Source organism: Stenotrophomonas sp. B2, from assembly GCF_014947095.1.
Classification (GTDB): Bacteria; Pseudomonadota; Gammaproteobacteria; order Xanthomonadales; family Xanthomonadaceae; genus Stenotrophomonas; species Stenotrophomonas maltophilia_P.
The window spans coordinates 196,747-207,860 of record NZ_JADCQA010000005.1; the positions used below are offsets into that span (position 1 = coordinate 196,747).

Annotated in this window: 10 protein-coding genes; 6 read left to right on the plus strand and 4 right to left on the minus strand. The window is 67.8% G+C overall.

What is annotated here, in order from left to right; translation table 11 throughout:
• Nucleotides 1–17: 17 nt before the first annotated feature.
• The 4 genes from IMX13_RS07625 (at nt 18) to IMX13_RS07640 (ending at nt 5,479) form a co-directional block, all read left to right on the plus strand.
• Complete coding sequence (locus tag IMX13_RS07625) at nt 18–1,562, plus strand: N-acetylmuramoyl-L-alanine amidase (RefSeq protein WP_111186442.1); 1,545 nt, start codon at nt 18–20, stop codon at nt 1,560–1,562.
• Nucleotides 1,563–1,693: 131 nt separating this feature from the next.
• The gene (gene mutL, locus IMX13_RS07630) at nt 1,694–3,589 is read left to right on the plus strand and encodes a DNA mismatch repair endonuclease MutL (RefSeq protein ID WP_193396132.1); all 1,896 of its coding nucleotides are present in this window, start codon (nt 1,694–1,696) and stop codon (nt 3,587–3,589) included.
• 11 nt (nt 3,590–3,600) lie between these two features.
• The gene (locus IMX13_RS07635) at nt 3,601–4,530 is read left to right on the plus strand and encodes a DUF1684 domain-containing protein (RefSeq protein ID WP_193396133.1); all 930 of its coding nucleotides are present in this window, start codon (nt 3,601–3,603) and stop codon (nt 4,528–4,530) included.
• A 1-nt stretch (nt 4,531) separates the two neighbouring features.
• Nucleotides 4,532–5,479 (plus strand): TraB/GumN family protein, encoded by a 948-nt coding sequence (locus tag IMX13_RS07640; RefSeq protein WP_193396134.1) that lies wholly within the window; start codon nt 4,532–4,534, stop codon nt 5,477–5,479.
• Nucleotides 5,480–5,556: 77 nt separating this feature from the next.
• Here the strand turns inward: IMX13_RS07640 and phaR are convergent, their stop codons facing one another.
• The 3 genes from phaR to gluQRS form a co-directional block, all read right to left on the minus strand.
• Nucleotides 5,557–6,090 (minus strand): polyhydroxyalkanoate synthesis repressor PhaR, encoded by a 534-nt coding sequence (phaR, locus tag IMX13_RS07645; protein ID WP_053520096.1) that lies wholly within the window; start codon nt 6,088–6,090, stop codon nt 5,557–5,559.
• 183 nt (nt 6,091–6,273) lie between these two features.
• Nucleotides 6,274–7,014, minus strand: a complete 741-nt coding sequence (gene phbB / locus IMX13_RS07650) for an acetoacetyl-CoA reductase (RefSeq protein WP_065175510.1) — start codon at nt 7,012–7,014, stop codon at nt 6,274–6,276.
• 17 nt (nt 7,015–7,031) lie between these two features.
• Nucleotides 7,032–7,952, minus strand: a complete 921-nt coding sequence (gene gluQRS / locus IMX13_RS07655; protein WP_193396135.1) for a tRNA glutamyl-Q(34) synthetase GluQRS — start codon at nt 7,950–7,952, stop codon at nt 7,032–7,034.
• 93 nt (nt 7,953–8,045) lie between these two features.
• On the opposite strand from gluQRS, the gene htpX reads away from it, so the two are divergent.
• The gene (gene htpX / locus IMX13_RS07660; RefSeq protein WP_053520093.1) at nt 8,046–8,912 is read left to right on the plus strand and encodes a protease HtpX; all 867 of its coding nucleotides are present in this window, start codon (nt 8,046–8,048) and stop codon (nt 8,910–8,912) included.
• A gap of 479 nt (nt 8,913–9,391) precedes the next feature.
• Here the strand turns inward: htpX and IMX13_RS07665 are convergent, their stop codons facing one another.
• Nucleotides 9,392–10,219 (minus strand): inositol monophosphatase family protein, encoded by an 828-nt coding sequence (locus IMX13_RS07665; RefSeq protein WP_053520092.1) that lies wholly within the window; start codon nt 10,217–10,219, stop codon nt 9,392–9,394.
• A 120-nt stretch (nt 10,220–10,339) separates the two neighbouring features.
• On the opposite strand from IMX13_RS07665, the gene IMX13_RS07670 reads away from it, so the two are divergent.
• Nucleotides 10,340–11,110 (plus strand): RNA methyltransferase, encoded by a 771-nt coding sequence (locus IMX13_RS07670; protein ID WP_053520091.1) that lies wholly within the window; start codon nt 10,340–10,342, stop codon nt 11,108–11,110.
• Nucleotides 11,111–11,114 lie beyond the last annotated feature (4 nt).

Below are 11,114 nucleotides of genomic sequence, written 5' to 3' on the forward strand. Positions count from 1 at the left end.
TGATTGAATCCTGAGCCATGCGCCTGGGGAACCGTCTCATCGCCATCTGTGCCGCCGTCGGACTGGGTCTGGCGAGCCTCAGTGCGTGGGCGGGTGAAGTCCGTCAGGTACAGCTGAATACAGGCTCCACCGGCACCCGCGCGGAAATCTCGCTGGTCGGCAGTGGCGGCTACAAGACGCTGTCACTGGCCAACCCGAACCGGCTGGTGGTCGATTTCCCGGATTCCACTGCCGTGCGCAACCTGAAGATGCCGGCTGCGCAGGGCGTGGTGACGGCAGTGCGCACCGGACAACCGGTTCCGGGCACCTTCCGTGTTGTTTTCGATCTTGCGGAATCCGTGGCGCCGTTCCGCCCGCAGATGCAGCGCGAAGGAGAGGCGTCAAAGCTGGTGATCGAATGGCCGGGTGACAGCCCGGGCGTGGCCGCTGCGGCGCCGGCGCCGGCTCCGGTTGCCACGACCACGCAGACGACGGCACCCAGCATGCAGACGCGCAGCGACGCCGCCCGCGCTACCGCGTTGTTGACCGCGCAGGTGCAGCAGCAGGCCAGTGCCACGGCTGCCGCCCCGGCCGCGCCCACGCCGGCGCCGTCCACCGCGCCCGTGCAGGTGGCCGCTGCGGGCACCAGCGCCAGCAGCACCCCGCCGGCATCGTCGCCCGCGGCGATCCTGGCCGGCCAGCGCACCGCTGCGGTGGTGAGCAATCCGCCAGCCCCGGCACCGGTACCGGCATCGCCGCCGCCCGAACCGCCGCGTCCGGCGATGCCCAGCGACGCTTCGCGCATCCGTATGCAGCCTGGCATGCGGCACCTGGTGGTGGCGATCGATCCCGGCCACGGCGGACAGGATCCGGGCGCGATCGGACCCACCGGCAAGCGCGAGAAAGACGTTACCCTGGCGGTGGCGCGTGAGCTGGCCCGTCAGGTCAATGCCACGCCGGGCCTGAAAGCCTATCTGACCCGCGACAGCGACGTGTTCATCCCGCTGCCGATGCGCGCACAGAAGGCCCGCGCGAACAAGGCTGACATCTTCATCTCGATTCATGCGGACGCCGCCGAGAACCGCTCGGCGACCGGTTCATCGGTGTACGTGCTGTCCACCAAGGGTGCCTCGTCGCAGCGTGCGCGCTGGCTGGCGGACAAGGAAAACGCCGCCGATCTGGTCGGTGGTGTGCGCCTGCAGCAGACTGAAGGCACGCTGGCCAACGTTCTGCTCGATCTGGCGCAGAGCGGTTACATGAAAGCGTCCGAAGATGCGGCCGGCCACGTACTGGGTGGACTGAAGCGGATCGGCAACAACCACAAGCCAAACATCGAGCGGGCCAACTTCGCGGTGCTGCGCACCTCGGACATGCCGGCGATGCTGGTGGAAACCGCCTTCATCTCCAATCCGGACGAGGAGCGCCGCCTGATCGACCCGGGCTACCAGCGCAAGATCGCCGGTGCGGTGCTCGATGGCGTGCACACGTTCTTCAGCCGGCAGCCGCCGCCGGGGACGCTCTACGCGGCCCGCGCACAGGCCGAGATCGACGCGGCTGCCACCATGGCCGGCGGCAGCAAGTAGGCCGCACCCTGTTGGACCGGCCATGCCTGGGGCGTGGCGCATCATCGGCATCGCACAGGTGATCCGGCTCGACTCTCCACGCGGTACCTCCGCTATCATCGGCGCATGAAGTCTGCTGCCTACCTTGCCCCATGAGCGCGCCCGGCCCGCGCCCGATCCGGCCCCTGCCGGACATCCTGATCAACCAGATCGCCGCCGGCGAGGTGGTCGAGCGCCCCGCGTCAGTGGTCAAGGAACTGGTCGAGAATGCGATCGATGCCGGCGCCAGCCGTGTCGACATCGACCTGGAAGAAGGCGGCGTGCGCCTGATCCGCATCCGCGACAACGGCAGTGGCATCGCAGCGGAGCAGCTGCCATTGGCCGTCTCGCGGCACGCCACCAGCAAGATCGCCAACCTGGACGATCTGGAGTCGGTGGCCACGCTCGGGTTCCGCGGCGAAGCGCTGCCATCGATCGCGTCGGTCAGTCGTTTCACCCTGGCGTCGCGCCGCGCAGATGACGAGCACGGTTCCGCGCTGCAGATCGATGGCGGCAAGATCGGCGAGGTCACGCCGCGCGCGCACGCACCGGGTACCACGGTGGAAGTGCGCGAGCTGTTCTACAACGTGCCCGCGCGACGCAAGTTCCTGCGCGCCGAGCGCACCGAACTGGGGCACATCGAAGAATGGCTGCGCTCGCTGGCGCTGGCGCGGCCGGACGTCGAGCTGCGGGTCTCGCACAATGGCAAGGCATCACGCCGCTACAAGCCGGGTGACCTGTATTCGGACGCGCGGCTGTCCGAGACACTGGGCGATGATTTCGCGCTGCAGGCGGTGCGCGTGGACCACAGCGGCGCGGGCCTGCGCCTGCACGGCTGGATCGCGCAGCCGCATTATTCGCGGGCCAGTACCGACCAGCAGTACCTGTACGTCAACGGCCGTTCGGTGCGCGACCGCAGCGTTGCCCACGCGGTGAAGATGGCCTACGGCGATGTGCTGTTCCATGGCCGGCAGCCGGCCTACGTGCTGTTCCTGGAACTCGACCCCACGCGCGTTGACGTCAACGTGCATCCGGCCAAGCACGAAGTGCGTTTCCGTGATGCGCGGCTGGTCCATGATTTCGTCTACCGCACGCTGAAGGACGCGCTGGCCGATACCCGAGCCGGCGTGTCGGCGCAGGAGATCGGTGCAGGTGCCGGGCAGGCAGCGGACGCCGGGGCAGCAGCGGCGGCATCGACCGTGGGCGCGTCCGGATTCGGTCTGGTCCGTGGTCCTGCTCCGGGGGCGGGCGGCGGTGGCGGATATCAGGGATGGCGCCCGCAGCAGCCGCTGGGCCTGCAGGTTGCCGATGCGCCGGCCGCCTACGCTGCGCTCTATGCCACGCCTGCTGCAGGCGAAGGCGGCACCGCGCAGCCTGCGATGCCGAGCGGAAACGGCCTGCCGGACACCCGTGCAGACGCGGGCGTGCCGCCCCTGGGGTATGCGATCGCGCAGCTGCATGGCATCTACATCCTGGCCGAGAATGCCGAAGGCCTGATCGTGGTCGACATGCACGCGGCGCACGAACGCATCGGCTACGAGCGGCTGAAGAACGCGCACGATGGTATCGGCCTGCAGTCGCAGCCGTTGCTCGTGCCGATCACGCTGGCGGTGGGCGAACGCGAAGCGGATACCGCAGAGAGCGAGGCCGCGACGCTGGCCTCGCTTGGTTTCGAGGTGACGCGGGCCGGCCCGGGCTCGCTGCATGTGCGCAGCATTCCCGCGCTGCTGGCCCACGCCGAGCCGGAGGGGCTGCTGCGCGATGTGCTGACCGACCTGCGTGAGCACGGCCAGAGCCGCCGCGTAGCGAGCGCGCGCGATGAACTGCTGTCGACCATGGCCTGCCATGGCGCTGTGCGTGCCAATCGCCGGCTGACGGTGCCGGAAATGAACGCCCTGCTGCGCGACATGGAGATCACCGAGCGATCCGGCCAGTGCAACCACGGCCGGCCGACCTGGGCCCGTTTTTCGCTGGCGGAGATCGACCGCTGGTTCCTGCGCGGACGTTGAGGGGAGCATCGATGGCGTATCGGGGAATGGGCGGCCTGCTGGCTGTCTTGTTGCTGGCAGCCTGCAGCCCGGCGCCGCCGCCGGCGCCTGCGGTGGTGGAAGATCCGGCATACGCCGCCGCGCAGCAGCAATGGCGCGTGGCGCGTTATCAGGACCTGACACGGCCTGATGGCTGGACGGCGCTGGTCGGTCTGCACTGGCTGCAGAACAGCTCGCACTTCGTTGGCAGCGGTGCCACCAATGGCATCCGCCTGGCAGTGGGGCCGGACAAGCTCGGCCTGCTGCGGCGCGAGGGCCGGCAATGGTGGTTCACGCCGGAAGCCGGGGCGGAGCTCACTCACAATGGCCAGCCGGTGAAGGGGCGCATCCGCATGGATACCGACAAGGATCCGCAGCCTACCCTGCTTGCCTTCGACGGTGGCAAGGGCCAGCTCAGCCTGATCCGGCGTGGTCCGCGCGATGCGCTGAGGGTCAAGCATGCCGACGCGCCTGCACGCCGGGATTTCGCCGGCCTGCAGTACTGGCCGGGAGGTCCCGACTGGCAGGTGCAGGCGCGCTTCGTTGCGCACGCACCGGGCAAGACCTTGCCGATCGTCGACATCACCGGACTGACCACCGACATGCCCAATGCCGGTGCCGTCGAGTTCGAGCGTGATGGCCGGACCTGGCGGCTGGAGGCGATCGGTGCCCCCGGCGAGCCCCTGTTCCTGATTTTCGCGGACCGCACCAGCGGCCGCGGCAGCTATCCCGCTGGCCGCTATCTGGATACCGGCGCTCCCGGCGCCGATGGCCGCGTGCTCATCGATTTCAACCACGCCTACAACCCGCCCTGCGCGTTCACGCCCTACGCGACCTGTCCGTTGGCACCGCCGGAGAACCGGCTGGACCTTCGCGTGGACGCGGGCGAAAAGGCCTACCACCTGCCTGAAGGAGAAGGCTGACATGCTGATCAGACACCTGTTACACGCCGCCCTGTTGCTGCTGGCCTGCGCGGTGGCGCCACTGGCGCAGGCCCGCAATGCGCCGGCCGCTGAAGGTGCGTCGGTCAAGCCGCCGGTACCGCTGCTGTGGAAGGTCACCGGCCCCGGCGATTCACGGCTGTATCTGCTGGGCTCGTTCCATCTGTTGAAGCCGCAGGACTATCCGCTGTCGGCCGACGTGGAGCAGGCCTTCGGGGCCTCGCAGCGCGTGTTGTTCGAACTCTCGCCGGAAGACATGCAGTCGCCGCAGCTGGCCAGCCGCATGGTGCAGGCCGCCGTGCGCACCGACGGCAGCGAGCTGAAGCGTGATCTCGATGCAGCGACCTGGCAGAAGCTGCAGGCCTTCGCCACCGCGAACAAGCTGCCGCTGGCGCAGATGCAGGGCATGAAACCCTGGTTTGTCGGTCTGAGCATTTCAGTGGGGCAGATGCAGAAGATGGGCCTGGACCCGGCCCTCGGTCTGGACCGTCACTTCATGGAGCGCGCACAGGCGACCGGGCGCAGCACCGGTGGTCTGGAGGACATCGATACGCAGATCGGCATGCTTGATGGGATGTCGGTGCAGGAGCAGCGGCAGATGCTGTCCGAAGCCCTCGATCAGGCCGACAAGGGTGATGAACAGGCGCGCATGCTGCACGACGCATGGCGCCGCGGTGACGAGCGCCTGCTGTGGACGAAAATGGCTGCCGAGATGCGCCAGCAGTATCCGCAGCTGTATCAGCGCATCAATACCGGCCGCAATGATGCCTGGGTGCCGAAGCTGGTGCCCTATCTGCAGGCGGGGCAGGGTGGCACGCTGGTGGTGGTTGGCACGCTGCATCTGCTCGGCAGCGATGGCGTGGTCGAGAAGCTCAGGGCGAAGGGCTACAAGGTCGAGCGTGTCTGCACGGCGTGCAAGGCGAAGCGCTGACGTCTGCCTGCGGATGACCCGCAGACGAAAACGGCGCGCCAGTGGCGCGCCGTTTTCATGTCAGTCCCTGCCGTAGCTCAGCGGCGGGTCTTGCCGCCGGTGCCGGTGCCCGGTTCGTTCGGCTTGCTGCCGGTTCCGGTTCCCGTGCCGGTTCCGCCGGGGCGGGGGCCGCCGAAGCCGGTGCCCATGCTGCGCTGGAATTCCTGCCACAGCTCCAGGTTGCGTTCGGTCAGCTGGTTCATCATCGCCCACGGCGTCTGGCCCAGCAGGTTGCCCATCTGCTGGCGGAACTGCTGCTGCTGGTCCAGGAACACCTGCATGCTGCGTTCCAGGTAGTTGCCCATGAATCCCTGCAGGGAGTCGCCGTAGAAGCGGATCAGCTGGCTCAGCAACTGGGTGGAGAGCATCGGCTCGCCGTCCTGCTCCTGGTCGGCGATGATCTGCAGCAGGACCGAACGGGTAAGGTCGTCACCGCTCTTGGCGTCGCGGACCTCGAAGTCTTCACCGTCCAGTATCAGCTGGCGGACGTCCTCGATGGTGATGTAGCTGGAAATCTCGGTGTCGTAGAGACGGCGGTTCGGATACTTCTTGATGATGCGGGTCGCAGCCATGAAGCGGTCACTCGTCACAGTAGACGCGCAGCATGGCGCAGTGCAGCAGCCGTTGCAACCGCCCCAGCCCCCGCCAGGCTTGGCTTTCACGGCGGATCATGTTGCGCAACAAGGGTTTGCGTGCTGCGCAGCATGACCGCAGGCAGGTGCGGTCCGGCACGTGACCGGCCGCGCCCGCGCGGATCACCAGCCCATGTGGTGGCCGCCGTTGATGTCCAGGTTGCTGCCGGTGATCCACGAGGCCTCCTCGGCCACCAGGAAGGACACGCCGTAGGCGATCTCCTCCGGCTTGCCCAGGCGCCCGGTCGGAATGTCGGCGATGATCTTGGCCCGCACTTCCTCCGGCACGGCCATGACCATGTCCGTGGCGACATAGCCCGGCGAAATGGTGTTGACGGTGATGCCGAAGCCCGCGTTCTCGCGCGCCAGTGAGATGGTGAAGCCGTGCATGCCGGCCTTGGCGGCGGCGTAGTTGGCCTGGCCGTACTGGCCCTTCAGACCGTTGATCGAGCTGATCTGGATGACCCGGCCCCAGCCGCGACGACGCATGCCTTCGATGACCGGGCGGGTGACGTTGAACACCGAGTTGAGGTTGGTGTTGATCACGTCATGCCACTGGTCCGCACGCATCCGGTGGAAGGTCGTATCGCGGGTGATGCCGGCGTTGTTGACCAGGATCTCGACCGGGCCCAGTTCGTTTTCGACGGCGCGCACCATCGCTTCGGCACTGTCCGGATCGGACACGTCGCCGGCGAAGATGGACACGCTGTAGCCGCGTTCGGTCATCGCCTGTTGCCAGGCGCGGGCCTTGGCTTCATCACGATAGTTGGTGGCGACCCGGTGGCCCTGGTCGGCCAGGCGTTGGCAGATGGCGGTGCCGATGCCGCCGGTTCCGCCGGTGACCAGTGCGACGCGAGATGTCATGGAATGCAGTCCGGGTTTCAGGTGGGGGAAGGGGGATTCTGCAACATCGGCGCGGAAAGTGCGCCCGTCGGCAACAGGATGTCCGTGCGTGGCAGGCGGGCCGGATCGAATGCCTGCCGGGCCGCCGCGAGCAGGTCGTGCAGATCGTCGTGACCCTCGAGTGCGGCGGGCGACTGGCCGAGCAGGCCCCACAACTGACGCAGCACCGGCACCGGGCGGGCGCTGTCGACCGGCAGCGCGGCCAGCGACTTGGACAGCTTGTGCCCCGGGGCGTCCAGCAGCAGCGGCAGGTGCCAGTACTGCGGCACTGCCAGTCGGAGTGCCTGCTGCAGCAGGATCTGCCGCGCGGTGGAGTCGAGCAGGTCGGCGCCGCGCACCACGTCGGTGACGCCCTGCGCGGCATCGTCGACCACCACCGCCAGCTGGTAGGCCCAGCACCCGTCGGCGCGGCGCAGCACGAAATCACCCACCTCGGCGTGGACGTCCTGCACCTGACGGCCGCGCAGGCCGTCGTCGAACTGCACCTCGCTGCCGGCCGGTACGCGGAAGCGGACGGCAGGGTCCGGTCGGGGCTGCCGCGCGACGCAGCGATGGTGGATGCCACCCCGGGCTGCCAGTTCGCTGCGGCTGCAGTGGCAGATGAAGGCCTGCCCGCTGGCCAGCAGCCTGTCCAGAGCCTGCTGGTAAGCATCGCCACGTTCGCTCTGCCACAGCACCGGACCATCGTGGGCCAGGCCGAATGCCGCCAGTGCCTGCAACTGCGCGTGCGCAGCCCCGGGCACGGTGCGTGGGGGATCGATGTCCTCGATGCGCAGCCGCCACAGGCCATGGTGATGGCGCGCGAGCAGCCAGCTGCCGAATGCAGCCAGCAGGGAGCCGGGGTGTAGCAGGCCGGTAGGCGAGGGCGCGAAGCGGCCGCAGGAAAGGGGGGAGGTCATGCTGGCTGAATCGTCGGTCAGGTTGGTGCTTGAATTCAAGCTGACCGCACCGCAAATTGGCGGATATCGACCCCTTCCGAGCCGGAATTTCCCATGTTTACCCGCATCGCACTCTTTCTAGCCACCAACTTTGCAGTGCTGATCCTGGCCGGCATCGTGATGTCGCTGCTGGGGGTCAATCCGAACCAGATGAGCGGCCTGCTGGTGATGGCTGCGATTTTCGGCTTCGGCGGTTCCTTCATCTCGCTGCTGTTGTCCAAGTGGATGGCCAAGCGCTCCACCGGCGCGGTGGTGATCACCGAGCCACGCAACCAGACCGAGCGCTGGCTGCTGGCCACCGTCGAGCGCCAGGCCAAGGCGGCCGGCATCGGCATGCCCGAAGTGGCGGTCTACGATGGCCCGGAGATCAACGCATTCGCCACCGGCGCCAACCGCAACAACGCGCTGGTGGCGGTGTCCACCGGTCTGCTGCAGAACATGAGCGAAGATGAGGCCGAAGCCGTACTGGGCCACGAGATCGCCCACGTGGCGAATGGTGACATGATCACCATGGCGCTGCTGCAGGGTGTGTTGAACACCTTCGTGATCGTGCTGGCGCGCGTGGTCGGCGGCGTCATCGACAGCGCGCTGTCGGGCAACCGCGAAGGCGGCGGCCGCGGGTTCGCCTACTACATCATCGTGTTCGTGCTGGAGATGGTGTTCGGCCTGTTCGCGACCATGATCTCGATGTGGTTCTCGCGCCATCGCGAGTTCCGCGCCGATGCCGGTGGCGCCTCGCTGGCGGGTCGCCAGAAGATGATCGCCGCGCTGGAGCGCCTGCAGCTCAACCACGGCCAGAGCACGCTGCCGACCCAGATCGCCGCCTTCGGCATCGCCGGTTCGACCGCGAAGAAGCTGTTCATGAGCCATCCGCCGCTGGAAGAGCGCATCGCCGCGCTGCGGGCCTCGACGGTGGTGTAAGCCTCCGGTTGCAACGCACTGCTACAGGAACGCCCGGCCCCGTGCCGGGCGTTTCTGTTTGCGCGTCGGCAGCATCGACGCGTGCCCGCAGGATCGTTTCCGCGACTGCGGAGGGGTGTCACTTTCAAGGTCGAAGGCGAAGCGGCCGCTTCGCTCGCCGGGCATGGCCCGGCGCTACCCGTCATCGTCGTGCAGCTGTGGTTCTTGACCTTGGGTCCGCCTTGAGCGAGCCGAGCACCGCAGGTCCGGCGAGGGCGAAGAGGTGCGGGTGTCTGAGCGCAGCGAGTTCCCGCACCGTCCCTCGACGGACCGAGGAGCGCAGGGAACCGGCGTGCACAGCACGTCGGCTCGCGTCCTGGCGGCGTGTTTCTTTGGTTACTTTCTTTGCACGAGCAAAGAAAGTGACAAGCACGATCACTGCGGATACGAAAACGGCACCTTCACAGGTGCCGTCTCCATGAACCGCTTTACAGGGAAGCTCAGAACTTCGCGTCGAACTCGGCCGCATAGCCCGTGTTGACCAGCACCTTCTGCAGCGACTCGGCCACCTTCAGGTTGCCCGCCACCACCTGCTGGGTTTCCGGACCGCGGTTGTCCATGCGTGCAAGCGGCGCTCCCTTGAAATCGCACACCTTGCCACCGGCCTCACGCACCAGCAGCACGCCGGCCGCGATGTCCCAGGCCTTGACCCCGGCCTCGAAGTAGGCGTCGGCGCGACCGCAGGCGACATAGGCCAGGTCCAGCGCAGCGGAACCGGTACGGCGGATGTCCTCGGCCTGCACCAGCAGGGCATCGACCGCCTTCAACTGGGCGCCGGCACGGGCGCGCTCGCGCGGAGCGAAGCCGGTCTGGATCATGGTGCCGCCCAGGTCCTTGCGATCCGCCACGCGGATGCGACGGTCGTTCAGCACGGCGCCCGCGCCACGGCTGGCGGTGAACAGCTCGTTGCGCAGCGGATCGAAGATGACCGCGTCGGTCGGCTCGCCGTTCTCGACCAGGGCGATCGATACACAGTAGTGGGGCACGCCGCGCAGGTAGTTGCTGGTGCCGTCCAGCGGATCGATGACCCACATGTGGCGATGTTCGCCCTGCACGCCGCCTTCCTCGCCAAACACGCCGTACTCGGGATACGCGCGCTTGAGCTCCTTGACGATGACCTTTTCCGCGTCCGCATCGACTTCGCTGGCGTAGTCCATCCGCCCCTTCTGCACCACGTTCAGTGCCTCGAGCTTGTTGATGTTGCGCAACAGGACGTTGCCGGCGAGGCGGGCGGCCTTGACCATGACGGTGACGGCGGGTTTCTGCATGGCGTGGGCTCCCGGAAAGGCAGAAGGGTAGGACTGGCGGGGGAAAAGAGCGGGTCCGGCGCAGTGGCCGGCCGCACAGTTTACCATTGGTCATCGTCCAGCTCGACCTTTTCCCTGTTCATGTCCCAGTTCCCCGCCGCCACCCGCCTCCGATTCGTCCTGGTCGGAACCCAGCATCCCGGCAACATGGGCGCCGCCGCCCGCGCCCTGAAGACCATGGGCCTGGCCCGCCTGGTACTGGTGGCCCCGGAAAAACCGCTGGACGAGGAGGCATTCCGCCGCTCGGCCGGCGCCGAGGACGTGCTCGGCGATGCGCCCGTGGTGGCCACCCTGGCCGAGGCCGTCGCCGACTGCCGTCTGGTGTTGGGGTGTACGGCCCGCGCACGCCGGGTCCAGCTGGAGGAGTACCTGCCCGCCGACGCAGCGGCCCGTGCGGTCGCCAAGGCCGGTGAGGGTGCCGAGGTGGCGCTGGTGTTTGGCCGGGAACGGACCGGCCTGACCAACGAGGAGCTGCAGCTGTGCCACGCGGCGGTGCACATTCCGTCCGATCCGGCGTTCAGTTCGCTCAACCTCGCCGCCGCCGTGCAGGTGTTGGCCTACGAGGTGCGCATGCAGCTGCTCGGCGCCCAGCCTGCCGTTGGCGCCGAACCGGGCTTTCGTGAGCAGGTGGCCAGCCACGAACAGATGGAGAGCTTCTTCGCCCAGCTTGGCGACACCCTGGACGAGATCGATTTCCACAAGGGCCGTGCGCCGGAGTCGGCGATGCGCAAGCTGCGCCGCCTGTTCCTGCGCAGCGAGCCGAGCGAGCAGGAAGTGCGGTTGCTGCGCGGCATCCTGGCCGATGCCCAGCGCATGGCGCGTCTGGCCAAGCCGGGCAGTCACAACGGCTGACGAC

Bases quoted from the DNA above. Each gene is read 5' to 3' on its own strand.
- IMX13_RS07670 (WP_053520091.1), top strand. From the start codon at position 10,340: ATGTCCCAGTTCCCCGCCGCCACCCGCCTCCGATTCGTCCTGGTCGGA.
- phaR (WP_053520096.1), bottom strand. From the start codon at position 6,090: ATGGCTGCGACCCGCATCATCAAGAAGTATCCGAACCGCCGTCTCTAC.
- IMX13_RS07625 (WP_111186442.1), top strand. From the start codon at position 18: ATGCGCCTGGGGAACCGTCTCATCGCCATCTGTGCCGCCGTCGGACTG.
- IMX13_RS07665 (WP_053520092.1), bottom strand. From the start codon at position 10,219: ATGCAGAAACCCGCCGTCACCGTCATGGTCAAGGCCGCCCGCCTCGCC.
- IMX13_RS07640 (WP_193396134.1), top strand. From the start codon at position 4,532: ATGCTGATCAGACACCTGTTACACGCCGCCCTGTTGCTGCTGGCCTGC.
- IMX13_RS07635 (WP_193396133.1), top strand. From the start codon at position 3,601: ATGGCGTATCGGGGAATGGGCGGCCTGCTGGCTGTCTTGTTGCTGGCA.
- htpX (WP_053520093.1), top strand. From the start codon at position 8,046: ATGTTTACCCGCATCGCACTCTTTCTAGCCACCAACTTTGCAGTGCTG.
- mutL (WP_193396132.1), top strand. From the start codon at position 1,694: ATGAGCGCGCCCGGCCCGCGCCCGATCCGGCCCCTGCCGGACATCCTG.
- phbB (WP_065175510.1), bottom strand. From the start codon at position 7,014: ATGACATCTCGCGTCGCACTGGTCACCGGCGGAACCGGCGGCATCGGC.
- gluQRS (WP_193396135.1), bottom strand. From the start codon at position 7,952: ATGACCTCCCCCCTTTCCTGCGGCCGCTTCGCGCCCTCGCCTACCGGC.